Raw genomic sequence first — 19,316 nt, 5'->3', positions numbered from 1 at the left:
AACCTCCTTTAATGTATCACTGCGTCACAAGTTCATGCTCTTCCAAAAATTTCGTATTAAACTCACCTTTTACAAAATCAGGATGATCTAGCAATTGCAAATGGAACGGGATTGTTGTATGTACGCCTTCAATGACAAATTCACTAAGTGCGCGCTTCATTTTTGCAATTGCCTCTTCACGTGTTTTTCCGTGAACAATTAATTTAGCAACCATCGAATCATAGAAAGGTGGGATTGAATATCCCGGATATACAGCTGAATCGACGCGAATACCAAATCCTCCTGGTGGTAAGTACATTTCTACTTTACCTGGAGATGGCATAAATTTTTTGGCAGGGTTTTCCGCATTAATTCGACATTCAATTGCCCAACCATTAAATTGTACTTCTTCTTGCTGTAACGATAACTTTTCTCCTGAAGCAACAAGAATTTGCTCTTTAATTAAGTCCATTCCCGTTACCATTTCAGTAACCGGATGCTCAACCTGAATTCTCGTATTCATCTCCATGAAATAAAAGGTTTTCGTTTTATATTCATAAATAAACTCAACCGTACCAGCACCTGTATAATCAACCGCTACCGCCGCTTTAACTGCCGCTTCACCCATCTGCTTGCGAATATCTTCATCAAGTGCAGGTGATGGACTTTCTTCTAATAGTTTTTGCAAACGGCGCTGAATTGTACAATCACGCTCTCCTAAATGAATGGCATTTCCGTGTGTATCTGCCATTATTTGAATCTCAACATGGCGGAAATCTTCAACGTACTTTTCTAAGTATACACCAGGGTTCCCAAAAGCGGTACTAGCTTCTTGCTGTGTAATTTGAATTCCTTTTATAAGCTCTTCTTCATGGCGTGCAACACGAATACCTTTTCCACCGCCACCTGCAGTCGCTTTAATAATAACTGGATATCCAATTTGATCAGCAAGCTCGATCGCTTCTTCGGTATTTTTAATAATCCCTTGTGAACCTGGTACAATCGGAACCCCTGCTTCTTTCATTGTATCACGAGCAACGTCTTTTGTGCCCATCTTTGAAATAGCTTCTGGACTTGGACCGATAAAAATCAAGTTACATTCACGGCATAACTCTGCGAAATCTGCATTCTCTGCTAAAAATCCGTATCCCGGATGAATAGCATCGCAGCCTGTTAACTTCGCAACGCTAATAATGTTTGTCAAATTTAAATAGCTTTCTTTCGAAATCGTTGGTCCTACACAATACGCCTCGTCTGCAATCTGTACGTGAAGTGACTCTTTATCTGCTTCTGAATAAATTGCAACTGTTTCAATATCCATTTCTTTACAAGCACGAATAATTCGTACAGCAATTTCCCCACGATTGGCTATTAATACTTTTTTTATCATCACAAAGACTCCCTTATTACGCTTTTACAAGAAATAGCGGTTGTCCATACTCAACAAGCTGTCCGTTATTAACAAGAATTTCAACAATTTCGCCCTCTACATCAGCATCAATTTCGTTAAATAACTTCATAGCCTCGACAATACATACGATAGAATCTTTCGATACTCTATCCCCAACACTTACATATGGAGGTGTATCAGGCGAAGAAGAAGAATAGAATGTACCTACCATCGGTGATGTGATTTTATGTAGGTTTTCATTTTGAACAGCCTTCTTCTCTTCTTGTTTTGGCGCTTCTGCTTGTGCTGCTGCTACTTTCGTTTCAACTTCAACAGGCGCTACTGGTTGCATAGCTTGTTTTGCTGCAGGTGCTTGCACAGCAACAACTTCATTACCACGCTTTTTCATTTTGATTGTTGTACCGTCTTTTTTGTATTCAAATTCATCAATATTAGAGCTATCAATTAATTTAATTAATTCGCGAACTTCTTGAATTTTAAACATGTAAAATCCACTCCCATACTCTTGTTTGTCCCGTTTTTACAGATTCTCGTCACGAAAACTAGATTGACTGTAAAAATACGATGTATTCTATTAGAAAATATATTTCATTAACTAATAGAAATATTTACTATTTCCATCTTACGATAAATTTTTTAAACATTCCAATTTATATTTCTTTATAATAAATCGAAACTCCTGTAAAAATATTATTCCAATAAAAATTTAATACCTAGTAATAATACCAAGTTTCACACGAAATTGGCAAGACCACTTCTTAAAAAACATTCACTACTTTTTCAAAACGTTACACAGCAAAAATGCCATCCCCTCTCCACTCTTCACCACATCTATAGTCAACAACATATTTTTACCAAATATTATTTTTTTGTTTACACGCCATTCATCATTCCTTCATATAAGAATAGTATGTTCAAAGTGTAGAAAATATATTGTGTCGAGGTGTGGAAATATGATATGGCTCATTCTCTTTTTACCTGCCGTAATCGTTTGGGCATGCGTTCTTTGCATCCACGTCAAATCCGGAAAAAGTAATCATCAGTACCATGAACCATTAATCTTTTACTCACAACGTGTTTCTCCATTCCGAGTTGAACATAGTAAAAATAATTACAAAGACGAAATAGAAAAAAGCTATCGAAAATGATAGCTTTTTTCTATACACACGTTTACTTACATACTCTATTTTACTATTTGCATACCCTTTGCTTAGTAAAAGATAATAATCCGTAGGGAAATCCCTACGGATTAAGGTTTCACTTATTTCGCTGGTGGATCAAATTTCACACCTACATCTTTTGATCCGCCTTCACTTCTTACAAGTTGAATAATTTTATTTGCTTCTTTCTGTGAATGTTTTGCCGCTTTAACCGTTACTCTAATATCAGTACCATCAGCTCTTACAAGAGCATCTGGATATCCTCCTTGAGATTTAATTACTGTCTCAAGTAATTCTTGCTTCGTTTCCATTGTCGTAATGGCATCAAAATTTTCTTTCGCTTTATTCTTTTCTGTTGCTGAAGCTTTTGTTGAACTCATCACTTCTTGTAATTTTGCTTTTTGTTCACTACGCTGATCTTCCATTTGCATACGTAAAGCTGTGAAATTCTCATCACTTGATTGAACTGATACATTGCCCTCTTTTTTACTTGTTTCTTTTTTTGCATTTTCTTTTTTGTCTGTTTCTTTATTTATTGTTTCTTTGCTTGTATTTTCTTTTTTCGGAGTTTCTTTAGGCGCTTCGTTTGTTACTGCTTTATCAGTACCTTGTTTTTCTTGTCCAATCTTTTCACCTGTTGCTGGCGATGCTGTATTCATTTTGTCAGGAGTTGTCACGTAATACACAGATAGTACAACAACTAAACTTAACATCGTTAATAACCAAACTGTTTGTTTTTTTAACACTTTATTTCCTCCCTATCAATTTTTCGGTGAAACTGAAACGCGATGGGCCGGTACATCTAGCAGCCTTATCACAGCTTCTTTTACCATTGCTTTAACTTGTATATTATCCACTCCCTTTGCTACGACAAGAACACCACGTACTTTCGGCTTCTCTGTTCGTAAAACAACAGGAGTTTCTTTATCCCCTTCACGTATAATGACAGTCTTTTCATCAAGAGACTCGTCCTCTACTTCTCTCTTACCGCCTGTTTTATCTGTTTCACCTGTTGTTTGTGAGCGTTTCACTGTATTTTTTTCTAAAATTTTTTCTTCAGATGAATCTAAATTCACTTTAATCGTTACGTCTTTTACTCCTGCTATTTCTTCTAAAGCAGTTTTTAATTCTTGTTCATACGCTTTTTCATATTTTTCTACATTTGACATACTATCATTACTTTTTTGTCCGAAAGTTGGTACGTCTTTTTCTTGGTTTTGAGTTTTTTGTTCTTTAAATACAGGTACTTCTTCTTTTTTACTTGAAAAGAGACTACTAGAAAACATAAGCAAAATTCCAAGTATGAGTAGGACAAGTAAAAACTTAGGTGTTACCTTTTTACCCTTCTCGTTGCTTTCTTTTTGATCCCCATTCAATAAGTTTCGAAAAAATGAGAACTTCGAATTTTTATCTTTATTGTCCATTTACTCTACCTGTCCTCCCTTCCATTTGAACTTGGATTTGTTTACCCTCTAGTTGCCACCTGCTTGAAAAGAAATCTTTCATTTCTCCATTCGTTTCTTCCACTTTTTTTGGAGGCTCTTTCGTGTTAATTTCAATTGGCTTTACTGTTTCGATTGCATCATTTTTACTACGTTCTTTTTCTTTCAACGTCACAACAACAGATTGAATATCTTTCGCTGACTTTACTTCTTCTATATTTTCTGCTGCGACTATTTGTATTTCAGAGACAGCCATACCATACTTTTTCTCAAACTCTTTTCCTACTTCTTTTTTCATTTTGGTAGCCATCTCTTCTAAACTATATGCACGTGTTAGAGCTTGTATTTCTTTTTTCTTCGAATCTATTGAATTTTTTACAGATCCTTCTGCTACGTACTTTTCTTCATTAAAATTTGCAATTACTTCATTTACATCTGTCTGCAATAGTTTAAAAAGGGGTGTTAAAATTAATACGACTAACAAAAGACTTACAACAAATTTAACGTATTTTTGCAAATTCGAATTTGGAAGAATAAGATGAAGCATTGTCGCTAAGAGCAAAAAAACGATAATATTTCTGATCCACTCTGTAACAAATTGCATACTCTTCACCTCCTACCGCATCATAAGTGTAATATTCCCCGCAGCAATAATAATTGTAATACTTAAAAAGAACATAAATGATACGATAGCTAAGCAAGCAAATACGTAAATGATGCTTCTTCCAATAATGTCTAAACATTGAATAATTGCTCCGCCGCCAACCGGTTGTAATACTGCTGCTGCGAATTTATAAATAAATGCAATACAGAAAATTTGAATCGCAGGAAAAGCAACAATTAAGCATAAAATGACGAGCCCAATAATTCCGACTGTGTTTTTCAATAATCCTGATGCGCTAATAACAGTATCTGCCGCTTCCGTAAACATCCTTCCAACTACTGGAATGAAGTTTCCTGTTACAAATTTAGCAGTTTTCACAGCTATGCCATCAGCAACGGCTGTCGCTGTTCCTTGTACAGATAATACCCCTAAAAAAATCGTTAAGAAGATACCGATAATCCCAACGCTAACGTTTTGCAGAAGCTTGGACAATTTTGTAACTTTATATTGATCACTCATTGTACTTACAATACTTAATATCGTTGCCAGTAATAAAAGCGGTAGAACGATATAATTCATAAGAAGCCCGCTTGTATTCATTAAGAAAATGATAATCGGATGAAAGAAAGATACAGATACAACCCCGCCACCAGTCGCTATAAGCGCCAATAAAATTGGCAATAGCGCTAATATGAAATCTACCATTGTTTGTATCGTTTCTCTTGCATATGTCATAACGACATAAAAACTATTTAAAGCAAAAATAATAAGTACCATATATACAACAGCATCAGCAATTTTACTTACACTACTTTTTGAAAAAGCGGATTGCAGTGATTGCAACAATGCACTAAAGATTGTGAGCATAATGAGTGTGCCAAGCAGTTTTCCATTAGCTGCAAGCTCATGAAATAAATATTTTAATAACCCTATCATCCACTCTTTTAGAGAGAATTCTTTTTCTCCCTTTACAAACTCCATAAAACTCCCTTTTTGACTCTCTGGCAAATAGCCACCATATTTTGTAACAAGCCCGTCCCAAAATTGCTTCACATCTTCAATTCCGAGCTTATCCAATTGTTGATCAACGACGTTTGTTTCTACAGGAGAAGCTTGTACAACAACCGGTAAAGAAAAGAAAAGGAAGCAAGCAAATAGCAGCTTAGCTCCAAACCTCCTCAACATTCACTCCCCCTTATCCCGTCGGTAAAAATCCGAGAATAGTTTCAATTACAACCGTCAAAATAGGAATTGCCATAACGAGAATTAAGATTTTCCCAGCAAGTTCAATTTTCGAAGCGATGGCACCTTGACCAGCATCTTTTGTAATTTGAGCTCCAAACTCGGCAATATAAGCAATTCCAATAATTTTTAGTAACGTTTCCACGTAGACGTTGCTAACTTTCGCTTCACTCGCTACTCTCTCAATCATTTGTAAAATAGAATGAATTTGATCGATTAAAATAAGAAACATCACGCTACCTACGAACACAATAAATAAAGATGTAATACTAGATTTATGCTGGTTCAAAACAGCAGCTAAAAACGTAGCAACGAGGCCTAATCCGACAATTTGTATAATTTCGATTCGAACCGCCTCCTTTACTGGAAGAGAAAGACACTTTTAATCTTGTCGAATAGCGTATTAATTAAAAATGCAACATGAAATAAAATGACGACAAAACCGACAAGGATAACCCAATTTGCAATATCCTCACGCTTCAATTCTTTTAGTACAGTATGAATGAAAGCTAAAACAATGCCGATTCCGGCGATTTGAAATATTAATCCAACATCAATGGACATCGCCTTTCTCCCCCCTATAGCAGTAAAATTACAATAAGTAGCCCTGCTAGTACCCCTAAGCTCTTAATCATTTTTTCGTATTGCAGTTGTAAAGCTTTCGCTTCCTCTTCTTCTCTCTCCAAATGTGTAATACATAAGCGAATATGTTTTTGTTGTGATTCACGATCATGTTGCCCGAGCGTTTCACCAAATTGCTGCAGTATTTCATACTCGGTTTGTTGAAAAGCCGTCAACTTCCAATTCTCTTTCAAACTATCTATCCAAGCTTCCCTTACTGTTTGTTCTCCACTTTCTAGTTTTTTAGCGAAACTTTGAAATATCCAATTTAATGGCTTTGGCATTTGTTTAACTAATCGCTCGGCAGCCTCAGATAAAGGTGTGTGTCCATACATAATTTCTGCCTCTAATGATTGAAGTGCTGATTTTAATAACCTAAGTTGCCTCGGTCTCTCACTGTATCTTTTAGCATACGAAAACCCGAAAAAGGTGCTGACCGCAACGATTAACACTGCACCAAATATTTTCACCATACGCCCTCAGCCTTTCTATTTGATAACACTGGTTTTCCATATTTATCTTTCACCTGCATAACCGTTCCTGGACCCCTCGCTTTTGACAACTCCACAAACCTATCAAATATACCAAGCTCTAGCACTGCCTTGAGCGATGGACGTCTCACAACATCCTCATAGGAAAATCCGTGTGCGCTTATAAAAAGCTGGACACCTGCATGCACTGCCTCCATAATTGCTTCACTATCTTCTTTACGGCCAATTTCATCTACGATCAAAATATCAGGACTCATAGAACGAATCATCATCATCATTCCTTCTGCCTTTGGACATGCGTCTAACACATCGACTCGGGTACCAAAATCATATTGCGGGATCCCTTTCACACAACCAGCAATTTCTGACCGTTCATCAACGATCCCCACTTTACAGGAAGGAATTTCCGAAGCACTTACCCCTTGACTCATGCAACGTGCTACATCTCTTAAAAGTGTCGTTTTACCCGTTTGGGGAGGGCCAATTACCATCGTGTTTAACCACCTTTTTTCATACAAATATGGCAAAAGCGGTTCAGCAATCCCTATTTTTTGACGAGCAATACGAATATTAAAGGAAGAGACATCACGAATCATTTTCACTGCGCTTTTTTCTGTAATAACTTTTCCTGCTAACCCGATTCTATGCCCCCCGCGAAGCGTCACATACCCACGTTTTAATTCCTCTTCCATCGTATAAATTGAGAATTGACTTAACTTATTCAATAAGTAAATAGCATCCTCTGCAGTAGTGATATAGTCATAAAAAAACACCTTTCCGTGTGCAATACACTCTAGCGGCCTTCCAATTCGAACACGAATTTCCTCTAAAGCATCGTATTGCTTACATTCTTCAATTAAGTACTTCATCGTTTTTGGTAAAACTTCTAATACCTCTTTCATCGGCTTCTCCCCACTATACTCGACTTACTATTTCAGTAATGCGATAAAAATACAGCAAATTCCAAGCGCTAGAAAAAAGAGCTTCAAGAAAGAAATTTCACTTGCTACACTCGCTATCCCAATTGTCATTGTTAAAATTAATACGGTAGGTCCAACAAACGCCAACATACCATTTATAAACAACGCTTTCTTCGCATCATTCACATAAAGCATAAGCAAAGCAGCAAATATCTCCGCACTACCTGAAAATAATCGAAGTGCCCCCATAACAAGCACGGATGTTTCCATTGCCGCTAGCCACTGTTTCATTCTTCCACCTTCTCCCGTAACAGTTACTAACTTCGTATTCTAAAAAAGAATATATTTGTACAACCATATGCAGAGGTTGTCTATTTCAGAAGTAAAAACATAATTTTTCTCTAAATTCCGAATTACAATCTGAATATTCATATTATTTCATGGTATATTATGGTATATTTAGTTTAAAAGAGGTTTAAACCATGCAGCACGTCACTTTATTACCACTAGATTTATGCTATACAAATGTGATTTTCGAGCTATCAAGTGATCCACATATAAAAAATGCATTGGGGATAACGGTAGAAAACATCGAAGACACGAAAACATTTCTTCTTTTCGCAATAGACGAAGAGCGTCAAAAGAAATCCTTATCGAGAATGATTGTGAATGAAGAAAATGAAATAATTGGCCTCACCACACTTAAACATATTAATAATGAGAAAAAGCAATCTCACATTGGTAGTTGGCTCGGCTATCCGTACTGGGGAAAAGGCTATAACGAGGCTGCTAAAAAAGAAATCTTTAAAATCGCCTTTTTAGACTTACAACTTTCCTACGTATTTGCTGGTGCTAAAACGAATAATATCCGCTCTTTAAAAGCACAAGAAAAACTACCTTATATTTCATTGCATGTGGAAAACAAGTTTCCAGACGAACACGCTGCACTAGAGAAAGAAGTAAAGTCACCTTGCTCTCTGCATGTCGTGTCACGTGAAAATTTTTTAAACTGGTTGAAATTACAGAATGAGGGGGAAAAATATGAAGGCATTGAAAGTTAGTTTAACCGTTGTAGTAGAATTAGCTCTTATTTATCTTTTTTCATTATTGGTCGGTTGGTCATTTATAGAGACCTTTTTCCTTGGTAGTTTAGCAATATTTGCAATTATGTGGTTAATTATTATGAGTAACCATAGAAATAACATTACAGATCACGCAATAAGTAAAACATTAACTGGCGTTGAGACTGGCGAAATAAAACCATTTCAAATTGTTTTGACTCCATCTATTATGGGTACTCTTTCACTTGTTTTAGTCAGTTTTATAATAACAGCTATTTACTATCTACCCTATTTCCTATAAAAAAAGCACTCGTGAATTATCACGAGTGCTTTTCTACTATGCACGAGAAACGTATTTACCTTCACCAGTGTTGATGATAAGCATTTCGCCTTCGTTAATGAAGATTGGTACTTGTACAACAAGACCAGTTTCTAATGTAGCTGGTTTTGTTACGTTAGAAGCAGTATCACCTTTAATACCAGGCTCTGTTTCTGTAACTTGTAATTCAACTGTGTTTGGAAGTTCAACACCAAGTACTTCGCCTTGGTAAGTCATGATTGCTACTTCCATGTTTTCTTTTAGGAATTTAAGCTCGCGCTCGATTTGTTTTTCACCAAGTTCGATTTGCTCATAAGTTCCGTTATCCATAAATACGTGAGCCTCACCGCTTGCGTATAAGTATTGCATACGACGGTTTTCGATGTGTGCTTTTTCTACTTTCTCACCTGCACGGAATGTTTTCTCTTGAACAGAACCTGTGCGAAGATTACGTAGTTTAGAACGAACGAATGCAGCACCTTTACCTGGCTTTACGTGTTGGAAATCAAGTACTTGCCAAAGGGCATTGTCCACTGAAATTGTTAAACCTGTACGAAAATCGTTTACTGAAATCATGTAAAAAAATCCTCCTGTGTATTACAAAATAATAAGTTCTTTTGGTGATTTCGTAATTACTTCATTACCTTCACTTGTCACAATGATATCATCTTCAATACGTACGCCGCCAATACCTGGAATATAAATACCTGGTTCTACTGTTACAGCCATACCTGGTTCAAGTACTGTATGAGAACGGAACGCTAAACCTGGTGCTTCATGGATTTCAAGACCTATTCCATGACCAGTAGAGTGTCCAAAGTATTCACCATATCCTTTTTCCGTTATGTAGTCACGCGTTAGCGCATCAGCCTCGCGACCTGTTAAACCAGCTTTAATACCGTTCACACCACGTAGTTGTGCTTCTAAAACGATATTATAAATTTCTTTTAATTTATCAGATGGTTCACCGACTGCAATCGTACGAGTAATATCAGAGCAATATCCTTTGTAATAAGCGCCGAAGTCTAATGTAACGAAATCTCCTGTTTCTATCACTTTTTCAGATGCCACGCCGTGCGGTAATGCCGAACGAAGACCTGAAGCAACGATAATATCAAACGAAGAAGATGTTGCTCCTTGTTTTCTCATGAAAAATTCAAGTTCATTTGACACTTCAATTTCAGATACTCCCGGGCGAATGAATGATAGAATATGCTCAAAGGCAGCATCTGCAATCTGTGCAGCTTCCTTTAATATCTTAATCTCTGAATCAGTCTTTATCAAGCGTAACTTTTCTACAAGTCCAGAAGTCGGGATAAATTCAGCATCAATCGCTTCCTTATGCACTGAATAAGAACTATATGTAAGAGTATCTTGCTCAAAACCAAGCTTTTGAATTCCAAGCTCTTTCACTTGCTTTGCCACTTCATCAATGATCAATCCTGCGTGCTGTACAACCTCATATCCAACCGCTTGTTTACTTGCCTGCTCGACGTAACGGAAATCTGTAATAAATTGAGCACGATCTTTTGAAATAAGAACAACGCCTGCTGTTCCTGTGAAGTTAGCCATATATCTACGACTATGTTCATTTGTTAACAAAATACCGTCAATACCAGCCTCATCAAATGCACTTCGTAATCTTTCAATTTTCTCCATTACTTTATGCCTCCCTCAATTTCTCCATTAATGCAAATAACGCTAACTTATAGCCATAAAAACCAAATCCTACAATTTGACCTGCACAAACAGCTGCCGTCACAGATTCATGACGGAACGATTCACGCTGATGAATGTTAGAAATATGTACTTCAATAACAGGAATCGAAATGCTCGCAATGGCATCACGAATCGCATAGCTATAATGCGTAAATGCTCCCGGATTTAAAATGATCCCTTCATATATATCTTCCGCTTCATGAATAATGTCGATAATGGCACCTTCATGATTCGATTGGAAACATTCTAACTCCACTCCCATTGTTTCTGCTTCTTGCTTCATATCTGCTTCAAGTGTCGTTAGCGTGCCCTTTCCATATACATTTACCTCACGAACACCGAGGCGATTTAGGTTAGGACCGTTTACGAGGAGTAACTTTTTCATATTCTTAAAACTCCTTAATATTAAATATCTATACAATATTTTAACATAGGAGTTACTTATTTGAATAGTTCGTCTTCTCTTACCCTTCTTGTTCTGCTTTATTGCTATTTACTGCGTAAGAAACAGAATATGCTATAAACACACCATACAATATAAAAATACATATTGTCGTCACAATTGTCTCTTTTGGTAAATGGAGCGCACTTTTAATAACAGGAGCCATTAAACCCATCCCCAAAAACAGTAGTGCCCACCAAAATAGCCCATAAATAATTCCCGCTATAATCCCTTCAAACTTTGCAAAAAATGCTTTATACAAAAAGGCAATCAAAATTGAAAGAAGTCCCATACACACTATTCCGAACACATTGCCCCATACACCCTCTTTCCAACTTCCAAACGCAAATGGTAAAAGGAAATAATTCGGGCCCGCCTCCGTGAATGAAAATATATGAAGGAAATACCATACCCCGCCCCAAAAGATTCCACCAAACAAACCAATCTGCACAAAATTCCTTGTTCCTAATTGTTCTTGACTCACATCGACACCTCCGCTCAATAGTATGCCCGAAACTATTTTGAAGCATGTTTAAATCCTGCGAAATTTGTCTATAAAAAGAATAAGAAATGTCCGACTCTCATAACATTTTCCCTTGTCATCTACTTGTATTTGCCGATAAAATAAAGGAAACTCGGTGATTGTCTTATTTCAAAACGACAGAACCCAGTATGACAATTGCCTCTTTTTCTACATAAGAGAGAAACAAATACAGGTTGGTGTTAACATGGCAGAAGAGTCAAAACAAATATATGGCGGGCAAGCGGTCATAGAAGGAGTTATGTTTGGCGGTAGAGAATATACTGTTACAGCGGTTCGTCGTAAAGATAAATCGATTGAATTTTATCGATTACCACGCGTTCGTAATAAAGTACTATCTACCCTAAAAAAAATTCCATTTTTACGAGGGATTGCCGCTATTGTGGATGCAAGTGCGAATGGAGCAAAGCATTTAAACTTCGCTTCAGAACGATTTGACGTCCACCCAGAAGATGATGAACAAATTGCAAATAAAAAAGAAGAACAATCAAAATTAACGATGGTATTAGGAGTTGCAGCTGTTGGCGTTTTATCTTTTATATTCGGTAAAGTCATTTTCACAGCAGTTCCTGCACTATTAGCTGAATTAACAAGACCGATTTTCCCGTCTCATACTGGGCAAATCATTGTCGAAAGTGTCATTAAGCTCATGCTATTATTGAGCTATATATACTTTATTTCTTTAACCCCACTTATTAAGCGGGTATTTCAGTATCACGGTGCAGAGCATAAGGTAATCAATGCTTACGAGAATAACCTTCCTCTGACTGTAGAAAACGTTCAAAAGCAAACTCGTCTCCATTATAGATGTGGCAGTAGCTTTATTATATTTACAGTCATTATTGGAATGTTCGTTTATTTCCTAGTCCCTACAGATCCTCTTTGGGCACGAGTTATAAACCGAATTTTATTAATTCCAGTTGTACTTGGTATTTCTTTTGAAGTATTACAATTTACAAATCGATTACGAGATATTCCCGTATTACGCGTACTTGGATATCCTGGATTATGGCTACAACTATTAACAACGAAAGAACCAACAGATGATCAAGTGGAAGTAGCAATTGCATCGTTTGAAGAATTATTACGTTTAGAGAACAAACAATAATTATTTAAAAATGGTGTTCAACTCCTTTCCTCATCGTTAATATACTAATTTTAATATACGTTTTTAGGAGGTGTCCCTTATGAACGGTCGTTCGTTTACTTTCGCTATATTTGTGCTTATTATCGGATTGGCAATATTCGGCCTTGTTTCATCTGTTATTACAAATCCCATGGGTGTATTAAGAAATATCGGGTACATGTTACTTGTTGTTGGTATCTTTTACTTGCTATACAAGATGTTTACAAATTCCAGTGGTTCTGCAAATTCACAAAGCTCATATAAGCGTGCGGCAAAACAATCGAACCGCAAACATGGGAAACAAAATGTAGCACCCCTAGGCAATTCTTTCTTTAAGTCAAATACTTCTAATGACAAAAGTAAAAAAGGGAATTCTTCCACTTTGAAACGAAAAAGAAAACAGTCTCATTTAACTGTCATTGAAGGCAAAAAAAGCAAAAAGAAAGACCGTGCTTCCTTTTAGGAAATACGGTCTTTTTTTATACTTTGAAGCACTTCTTTTAAACTTTTCTCTCTCATACTTTCAATTCGAAGATGATGATTTTCAAATGGTAAATTCCGTGTCACATCATTAGGTACCACAACGCACGTTAATCCCGCTGCAACTGCTGCTCTCAATCCATTTAATGAATCTTCAAATACAACAGCTTCAGACGGCTTAATTCCTAATTCTTCTATTGCAACTCGATAAAGAGCTGGATCTGGTTTTACCTTCTCAACATCTTCTCTCGTTTTAATTACTTCAAAATATTCTCGAATTTGTAGCTCTTCTAAAAAATGAATAACCCATTCTCTAGAAGAACTAGAAGCTAGTGCGATTTTTAATCCCATTTCTTTCGCTTCTTCTAAATATTCTTTTACCCCGTCACGAGCTTCTGGTATTCTCATTTTCTCTTTATGTAAAGTTGCCACTTTTTCTTTTAATGCACTTTTGTTAAACTTCTCTTTTAATTGATCATTTAAATATGTATAAAGTACCTCATCTGTTGTTCCAATGCATTTCGCAAATTCCTCTAAAGGTAGTTCCCCACCGTATTCACGAACAGCATCTCTGAAAGAGTGAAACCATATCGTTTCTGTGTCCACAATTAATCCATCAAAATCAAAAATAATTGCTTTCATAATTCTCCCATCCTTTTCGAATTGAAATAAAAAAGGAAACGCCATACGTTCCCCTTAATTACTTTTCTCTTCATTTGCTCTTTGAACACCACGAAGTGTTTCCACTCGGACTGCATCTTGTTCAAAGTATTCCACTAAATCACCAATGCGATCAATTGCTTCCCAACTTAAATGATGTTCAATTCCTTCTACATCATTGTAAATTTTACTTTCATCCACACCGATAATACGCATAAATTGCTCTAGCAAGTCATGACGATATACGAGACGTTCTCCGATTTTTTTACCTTTTGTTGTTAATACAAGCCCTCTATATTTTTCATAAATTAGATATTCATCTTTGTCTAATTTTTGCACCATTTTTGTTACAGAGGATGGATGTACACTAAGCGCTTCAGCAATATCAGATACGCGGGCGTAACCCTTTTCATCAATCAACAAATAAATTTGTTCAATATAATCTTCCATACTAGGGGTAGGCATCGGTTTCCTCCATCCAAGTTCATTTTGCTTATTCCGTACGAAGCAATCAATAAAATGATACACCAGAAAGAATAACGTGACAAGTTGAAAACGAGCCTAAATATATAAAACAAAAAAGAATCTATATTTGCATACAGACTCACCTTAAGTAAAATATTGTATTTCTGCATTAAGAAAAAACTCATTTCTATAACCTCTTATCGTTTCTTTTAATACTGCTGCATCATCTTTTTTATATACATATTTTCCGATGGTTTCGGAAAACAATGCTGAATCAATTCAAACGTTAAATTTGGTATCGTCATATCTTTGTCGCTCAAATAGTTTACGGTATCCTTCTTCCCATTCTTCATGCATTTAAATTGGCGCAACTATAAAACCAAGTGGATATTCAAGTGCCTTTCGTTCAAAGTAAACGAGCTTTGGCGTAAATGGTCTCATATGCTTTTCGCCCTCTCGTTAGTATGGGGGACATTAAAGTTTTCCACCCCAGTAACTTGCGTTGCAAGTTACTGAATGTTATAATTTGGATACCAGCTACCTTGCAACGCAAGTTACCTGGATAAAAGGTGGTGAAATCATGCACAGCCAAATGTTAAAAGGTGTACTAGAAGGTTGCATCCTATACATCATTTCACAAGAAGAAGTGTACGGATATGAACTGAGTACAAAATTAAATAAACACGGATTTACATTTGTAAGCGAAGGAAGCATATATCCATTATTGTTACGTATGCAAAAAGAAAAATTGATTGAAGGAACATTAAAAGCTTCCTCACTCGGTCCAAAGCGAAAATATTATCACGTAACCGATAAAGGGCTAGAACAACTTGAAGAATTTAAAAAAAGCTGGGGAATGGTTTCTACTACGGTAAATAACTTATTACAGGGGGAGTGATAGGGATGAATGCACAAGACATGATTGAATTGAATAATAAAAAACGTGAGCTTCTAACTTCCGAAAACGAAATTGCTTATGGTGATATGTTAGTATATCTTCGGTTATCTAATGTACCCGAACATCAAGTGGAAGAACTTTTGTTAGAAATATTAGACCACCTTATCGAAGCACAAGCTGAGAATAAAAATGCTTATGACATTTTCGGAAATGATTTACAATCTTACTGCGATGAACTTATAGCTGCTTTACCCGCCCAAACAAAATTAGAAAAAACTTCTTTAATTGGTTTTGTTATTAGTTTACTCCTTGCTATACAGTTTGGAATGGATACCCTTGCTTCTCTTTTCATTTTCCTGTTTGAAAAAGATACCGATATAATAAGTCCACCTTTTAGCATCCCTGGAACTACTTTGTCTATTTCATTAATTGTACTAGGAATACTGCTTATTTTATATTTATTAAAGCGTTATTCTTTTAATAAAAAGATAAATTGGAAAAAACGAATTCTATTCGGGTTCGCTTTTGCTACTCCATTTTGTTCAGCTATATTCGTAAATATTTATTTCAGAAAACAACCTTATTTCATTTACCATCTAACTTTTTGGCAAAACGCCTTAATCGCAATCTTATTTTTTATTTTATATAAACTACTATACAAAAAATCAAATTTTTAACAGCCCTTCAAAAGGCTGTTTTTTCTTCTGTCTAATTTTACAAATTGAAAAATTTCATAAAGAAAATAAGAAAAATGCAAAATAATTAAAGTTAATTGTTGACGTGATGCTTTTATTATCGGTATCATAAATCTTCGTGAGCAATTATTTTTCGTTATACGATTTTTTATTATTACTGAATTTTTGAGAGGAGAAATTAGATGTCAGTTAAGAAGAAAACGCAAGTACGCACCGGCAAAATGGTACGTGAACTAATGTTAGCAGACGAAGATGTAAATGCTTCGCTAATTATGGTATATAGTGAAAACGGTGTAAACGCAGAAATTAAAATCGAGGGCTTAACGCCGAAATGTAACGAAGAATTATTTTTGAGCGGAAACGTGGATTGGAACAAGAGTGTTATTTATAAAATTGTTGATTTCACTGGAAACGCTGAAGTTGGTAAAGTTACATTAACAGCGATGAACAAAAACAATGTTTCTCTAGAAATTGAACGCGTTATGTGGAGTAAAGAAAATAAAGAAGCTGCCGAGCAAGAAGAAATACAGGTAGAAGCAGCACCGAAAAAAGAAGTAGTTGTAGAAGCTCCAAAAGCAATTACGCCTGCTCCTAAGCCTGTTACGCGTGTGGAAACACCTGCTATGGCACCTAAGCCTACTCCGGTACCGACACCGAAGCCAGTAAGCGTAGAAGCAGCTGTAGAACTAGTTACTCCAGCGCCTGTGAAAAAAGCAGTCCCTACTCCAGTTACAAAGCAAGAGACAGCACCGGTTGCTCCTGCAAAACCGAAGCAGCCTGCTTTGACTGAAACAAATTCAAAACTACAAGAAAATTATGTTAAACTCGTGAAAAAGACAATTGAAGTTTGTCAAGATTACGAGCTTGGCATCGACATAGATGATTCTATTGAAAGCTTAAAAGAAGAACTACAAAGCCAAGGTATTAGCGTTACATTTGACAAAGAAATTATGGACGTTGTAAGTCGCCTTCGTTCTTTACAAGATAAAGGAATCAAAGTAGAAAAAGTACTTAATTTACTATAAAAAAATAAGAGGTGGCTATCGCCACCTCTTATTTTTTATAATTCCACTCATTACTTTCATACTTTTCTTTCGCTAACGTTTGAACTTCATGTAACTGTTCTTCTGTTAATTCATATGGAACAAGTTCTACATCCAATCCTTTTTCAAAGCCAACTTCAAACGCTTTAATTAACTGTTCTATCGTAAATGTACGGTCTGTTAATTCATTAATTGCTACTGCTTTAGAAGAGAACATACTCTTCATACGTTCCTTCACACGTTCATTTGGGAATAAAAATAGATCATATAGTTCATCTAAATCAATTTCTAATGGAATCGATCCATGCTGTAAAATAACACCTTTTTGACGTGTTTGAGCACTACCAGCAATTTTTCGTCCTTCCACTACAATTTCATACCAAGATGGTGCATCAAAACATACGCCTGAACGTGGATTTTTTAAATTTTCACGATCTGCTTCTGTTTTTGGAACTGCATAATATGCTTCTAACCCTAATGCCTTAAAACCATCTAATAAACCTTGCGAAATAACACGATACGCTTCTGTAACTGTTTTCGGCATATTCGGATGATCTTCAGACACAATAACACTATACGTTAACTCTTTGTCATGTAGTACACCCCTGCCGCCTGTTTGACGACGAACGAATCCATATTTCTTTTCGTTAACTACATCCATATTAATATCTTTTTCAACACGTTGAAAATACCCAACTGTTAATGTTGGTACTTCCCATTCATAAAAACGAATTGTTGGTGGCATTTTCTTTTCACTTTGCCAATTTAATAAACATTCATCTAACGCCATATTAAATGCCGGTGAACATTGACCAGAGTTAATATAACACCATTTTTCTTTTCCCATCCTGCACCTCATATAACCAATTATTTTTCACATTCTCTAGTCTACCAAATTCGACAAAATTTGTGAAAGAATACGAAATTTCTTCTTATATGCAAATGAATCTGTTGCATAAATACATAAGGGCATTATAATATTGAAAGTAGGATAAGAAAAAAGGGAGCGATAGAATCGTGTCAACAACTTGGATTATTTTATTAGCCGTAATCGTAGCATTTATCGGCTACACTGTATGGATGTACTTCTATCAGAAAAAATTAATTAAAACTCTTACAGAAGAAGAATTTCGCGCTGGCTACCGTAAAGCACAGCTTATCGATATTCGTGAAGCAGACGAATATAACGCAGGGCATATTTTAGGTGCACGTAACATTCCGTTATCACAAATTCGCCTTCGCCATAAAGAACTTCGTCAAGATCAACCTGTTTACTTATATTGCCAAAGCGGATTCCGTACAGGTCGTGCAGCGCAATACTTAAAAAAACAAGGCTACAAAGATTTCTACCAATTACAAGGTGGATTTAAATCTTGGACAGGCAAAATTAAAAAGAAATAATAACATACAAAAAACTAGCTGAATAAATCAGCTAGTTTTTTCATTTCATCTTATTCGCAATGTATAATAAATTCTGCTTGATTACCTTTTCATCGTTCTCTTCTACATTCCGATACAGCAGTTGATATTCAATTCCTTTCTCTTTCCATATAAACGTAGCAAATTCGTCACCACGTTCATAATCATCTTTATTTTTAAAATAAGCAGACGTTCCATTATTCAGTTTCATTTGTTCTTGAAATCGCTTCTCTTCCACAAGATCCGGAAAACTATAAGGAAAGTTCGCGACATTTAACTCAATATACTCATTTCTACCTGACTCCTTCTGTTTATATTTAATCGTTAAGACAGTGTTCTTTTTCCCAAGCGTTCTTACTTCCCCCTTCACATCACTTGTAATGTCGTACGGTAAAAACGTTGGAACTTTAAACTTCACCGGAAAATATTTTGGAAGTTCCTTTAGCGGAATAGGATCCGTAACACGATCCATAGCTCCTCCTGTTGTTCCCACAAAGTGTTTTTCTTCTTGCATCGTTTGCTGAAACGAACACGAACTAAGCATGAAACTAGAAAACACGAAACAAATGATTCTTTTT

The 19,316-nt window shown here is 36.0% G+C and carries 28 protein-coding genes and 1 pseudogene; 9 read left to right on the top strand and 20 right to left on the bottom strand.

The genetic code is table 11. From position 1 onward, the window contains the following. Positions 1-16: 16 nt before the first annotated feature. Positions 17-1,369 (bottom strand): acetyl-CoA carboxylase biotin carboxylase subunit, encoded by a 1,353-nt coding sequence (gene accC / locus ACK1U5_RS18695; protein WP_061138960.1) that lies wholly within the window; start codon positions 1,367-1,369, stop codon positions 17-19. 16 nt (positions 1,370-1,385) lie between these two features. Then, on the bottom strand, positions 1,386-1,874 hold the full coding sequence (accB, locus tag ACK1U5_RS18690) for an acetyl-CoA carboxylase biotin carboxyl carrier protein (protein ID WP_000472859.1): 489 nt from the start codon (positions 1,872-1,874) through the stop codon (positions 1,386-1,388). A 469-nt stretch (positions 1,875-2,343) separates the two neighbouring features. Here accB and ACK1U5_RS18685 point away from each other — a divergent pair, with 469 nt between their 5' ends. Continuing rightward, positions 2,344-2,538 (top strand): hypothetical protein, encoded by a 195-nt coding sequence (locus tag ACK1U5_RS18685; protein WP_002000935.1) that lies wholly within the window; start codon positions 2,344-2,346, stop codon positions 2,536-2,538. A gap of 113 nt (positions 2,539-2,651) precedes the next feature. On the opposite strand, the gene ACK1U5_RS18680 is transcribed toward ACK1U5_RS18685, so the two are convergent. Genes ACK1U5_RS18680 through ACK1U5_RS18640 form a run of 9 tightly spaced genes read right to left on the bottom strand, consistent with a single transcriptional unit; the run spans position 2,652 to position 8,161 of the window. Next, a complete protein-coding gene (locus tag ACK1U5_RS18680; RefSeq protein WP_000914705.1) occupies positions 2,652-3,296 on the bottom strand; it encodes a SpoIIIAH-like family protein in 645 nt (214 codons plus the stop codon). A gap of 15 nt (positions 3,297-3,311) precedes the next feature. After that, on the bottom strand, positions 3,312-3,974 hold the full coding sequence (spoIIIAG, locus tag ACK1U5_RS18675; protein ID WP_000368890.1) for a stage III sporulation protein AG: 663 nt from the start codon (positions 3,972-3,974) through the stop codon (positions 3,312-3,314). Beyond that, the gene (gene spoIIIAF, locus ACK1U5_RS18670) at positions 3,964-4,596 is read right to left on the bottom strand and encodes a stage III sporulation protein AF (protein WP_001161032.1); all 633 of its coding nucleotides are present in this window, start codon (positions 4,594-4,596) and stop codon (positions 3,964-3,966) included. Before spoIIIAF ends, spoIIIAG begins: the two co-directional genes overlap by 11 nt. A 12-nt stretch (positions 4,597-4,608) precedes the next feature. Continuing rightward, the gene (spoIIIAE, locus tag ACK1U5_RS18665; protein ID WP_000946110.1) at positions 4,609-5,781 is read right to left on the bottom strand and encodes a stage III sporulation protein AE; all 1,173 of its coding nucleotides are present in this window, start codon (positions 5,779-5,781) and stop codon (positions 4,609-4,611) included. 10 nt (positions 5,782-5,791) lie between these two features. After that, on the bottom strand, positions 5,792-6,175 hold the full coding sequence (gene spoIIIAD / locus ACK1U5_RS18660) for a stage III sporulation protein AD (RefSeq protein ID WP_077393170.1): 384 nt from the start codon (positions 6,173-6,175) through the stop codon (positions 5,792-5,794). A 23-nt stretch (positions 6,176-6,198) separates the two neighbouring features. Further along, a complete protein-coding gene (gene spoIIIAC / locus ACK1U5_RS18655) occupies positions 6,199-6,402 on the bottom strand; it encodes a stage III sporulation protein AC (RefSeq protein ID WP_000020914.1) in 204 nt (67 codons plus the stop codon). Between the two features lie 14 nt (positions 6,403-6,416). Next, entirely contained in the window at positions 6,417-6,932 is a 516-nt protein-coding gene (gene spoIIIAB, locus ACK1U5_RS18650; RefSeq protein ID WP_000238702.1) for a stage III sporulation protein SpoIIIAB, read from the bottom strand. Next, positions 6,926-7,852: a stage III sporulation protein AA gene (spoIIIAA, locus tag ACK1U5_RS18645; RefSeq protein WP_000665905.1), complete on the bottom strand. Its 927-nt coding sequence runs from the start codon at positions 7,850-7,852 to the stop codon at positions 6,926-6,928. The genes spoIIIAB and spoIIIAA overlap by 7 nt, the downstream gene beginning before the upstream one ends. Positions 7,853-7,879: 27 nt before the next feature. After that, entirely contained in the window at positions 7,880-8,161 is a 282-nt protein-coding gene (locus tag ACK1U5_RS18640) for a YqhV family protein (RefSeq protein ID WP_000816050.1), read from the bottom strand. Positions 8,162-8,352: 191 nt separating this feature from the next. Between ACK1U5_RS18640 and ACK1U5_RS18635 the strand changes: the two genes are divergently transcribed. Both ACK1U5_RS18635 and ACK1U5_RS18630 read left to right on the top strand, forming a co-directional pair. Continuing rightward, positions 8,353-8,931 carry a GNAT family N-acetyltransferase gene (locus ACK1U5_RS18635; protein WP_001164984.1) on the top strand — a complete coding sequence of 193 codons (579 nt, stop codon included), beginning with the start codon at positions 8,353-8,355 and terminating at the stop codon, positions 8,929-8,931. Continuing rightward, entirely contained in the window at positions 8,912-9,232 is a 321-nt protein-coding gene (locus ACK1U5_RS18630; RefSeq protein WP_000645695.1) for a hypothetical protein, read from the top strand. The genes ACK1U5_RS18635 and ACK1U5_RS18630 overlap by 20 nt, the downstream gene beginning before the upstream one ends. 36 nt (positions 9,233-9,268) lie before the next feature. On the opposite strand, the gene efp is transcribed toward ACK1U5_RS18630, so the two are convergent. From efp to ACK1U5_RS18610, 4 genes are all read right to left on the bottom strand, one after another. Continuing rightward, positions 9,269-9,826: an elongation factor P gene (gene efp / locus ACK1U5_RS18625; RefSeq protein ID WP_000626516.1), complete on the bottom strand. Its 558-nt coding sequence runs from the start codon at positions 9,824-9,826 to the stop codon at positions 9,269-9,271. A gap of 21 nt (positions 9,827-9,847) precedes the next feature. Continuing rightward, complete coding sequence (pepQ, locus tag ACK1U5_RS18620) at positions 9,848-10,909, bottom strand: Xaa-Pro dipeptidase (protein WP_000411041.1); 1,062 nt, start codon at positions 10,907-10,909, stop codon at positions 9,848-9,850. 4 nt (positions 10,910-10,913) lie between these two features. Then, entirely contained in the window at positions 10,914-11,354 is a 441-nt protein-coding gene (gene aroQ, locus ACK1U5_RS18615; protein ID WP_000735147.1) for a type II 3-dehydroquinate dehydratase, read from the bottom strand. A gap of 79 nt (positions 11,355-11,433) precedes the next feature. Next, complete coding sequence (locus ACK1U5_RS18610) at positions 11,434-11,895, bottom strand: YqhR family membrane protein (protein WP_000076893.1); 462 nt, start codon at positions 11,893-11,895, stop codon at positions 11,434-11,436. Between the two features lie 244 nt (positions 11,896-12,139). On the opposite strand from ACK1U5_RS18610, the gene ACK1U5_RS18605 reads away from it, so the two are divergent. Both ACK1U5_RS18605 and ACK1U5_RS18600 read left to right on the top strand, forming a co-directional pair. Continuing rightward, a complete protein-coding gene (locus tag ACK1U5_RS18605; RefSeq protein WP_000807121.1) occupies positions 12,140-13,060 on the top strand; it encodes a DUF1385 domain-containing protein in 921 nt (306 codons plus the stop codon). 79 nt (positions 13,061-13,139) lie between these two features. Continuing rightward, positions 13,140-13,541: an SA1362 family protein gene (locus tag ACK1U5_RS18600; protein WP_001014463.1), complete on the top strand. Its 402-nt coding sequence runs from the start codon at positions 13,140-13,142 to the stop codon at positions 13,539-13,541. Here the strand turns inward: ACK1U5_RS18600 and ACK1U5_RS18595 are convergent. From ACK1U5_RS18595 to ACK1U5_RS18585, 3 genes and pseudogenes are all read right to left on the bottom strand, one after another. After that, entirely contained in the window at positions 13,538-14,200 is a 663-nt protein-coding gene (locus ACK1U5_RS18595) for an HAD family hydrolase (protein WP_025966333.1), read from the bottom strand. The genes ACK1U5_RS18600 and ACK1U5_RS18595 overlap by 4 nt on opposite strands. A gap of 54 nt (positions 14,201-14,254) precedes the next feature. Further along, a complete protein-coding gene (gene mntR / locus ACK1U5_RS18590; protein WP_001143083.1) occupies positions 14,255-14,683 on the bottom strand; it encodes a transcriptional regulator MntR in 429 nt (142 codons plus the stop codon). Between the two features lie 144 nt (positions 14,684-14,827). Next, positions 14,828-15,073: pseudogene (locus ACK1U5_RS18585) on the bottom strand (spore photoproduct lyase family protein); the annotation flags it as partial. A gap of 190 nt (positions 15,074-15,263) precedes the next feature. On the opposite strand from ACK1U5_RS18585, the gene ACK1U5_RS18580 reads away from it, so the two are divergent. The 3 genes from ACK1U5_RS18580 to ACK1U5_RS18570 all read left to right on the top strand — a co-directional run bounded on the left by ACK1U5_RS18580 (position 15,264) and on the right by ACK1U5_RS18570 (position 17,301). Continuing rightward, on the top strand, positions 15,264-15,581 hold the full coding sequence (locus ACK1U5_RS18580; RefSeq protein ID WP_000556081.1) for a PadR family transcriptional regulator: 318 nt from the start codon (positions 15,264-15,266) through the stop codon (positions 15,579-15,581). Between the two features lie 5 nt (positions 15,582-15,586). Then, positions 15,587-16,258 carry a DUF1129 family protein gene (locus ACK1U5_RS18575; protein ID WP_000993589.1) on the top strand — a complete coding sequence of 224 codons (672 nt, stop codon included), beginning with the start codon at positions 15,587-15,589 and terminating at the stop codon, positions 16,256-16,258. Positions 16,259-16,458: 200 nt separating this feature from the next. After that, positions 16,459-17,301, top strand: a complete 843-nt coding sequence (locus tag ACK1U5_RS18570; protein WP_069604693.1) for a hypothetical protein — start codon at positions 16,459-16,461, stop codon at positions 17,299-17,301. A gap of 28 nt (positions 17,302-17,329) precedes the next feature. On the opposite strand, the gene ACK1U5_RS18565 is transcribed toward ACK1U5_RS18570, so the two are convergent. Then, positions 17,330-18,166: a lipoate--protein ligase family protein gene (locus tag ACK1U5_RS18565; RefSeq protein WP_000514081.1), complete on the bottom strand. Its 837-nt coding sequence runs from the start codon at positions 18,164-18,166 to the stop codon at positions 17,330-17,332. 170 nt (positions 18,167-18,336) lie between these two features. Here ACK1U5_RS18565 and ACK1U5_RS18560 point away from each other — a divergent pair, with 170 nt between their 5' ends. Continuing rightward, positions 18,337-18,720 carry a rhodanese-like domain-containing protein gene (locus ACK1U5_RS18560; RefSeq protein WP_000108653.1) on the top strand — a complete coding sequence of 128 codons (384 nt, stop codon included), beginning with the start codon at positions 18,337-18,339 and terminating at the stop codon, positions 18,718-18,720. 40 nt (positions 18,721-18,760) lie between these two features. On the opposite strand, the gene ACK1U5_RS18555 is transcribed toward ACK1U5_RS18560, so the two are convergent. Next, a complete protein-coding gene (locus ACK1U5_RS18555) occupies positions 18,761-19,297 on the bottom strand; it encodes a DNA polymerase III subunit delta (protein ID WP_069604699.1) in 537 nt (178 codons plus the stop codon). Positions 19,298-19,316: the final 19 nt, after the last annotated feature.

The organism is Bacillus sp. XB1 (genome assembly GCF_053557995.1).
The sequence above is the reverse complement of the archived record's forward strand: the minus strand, read 5'-3'. Positions and strand labels throughout refer to the sequence as shown.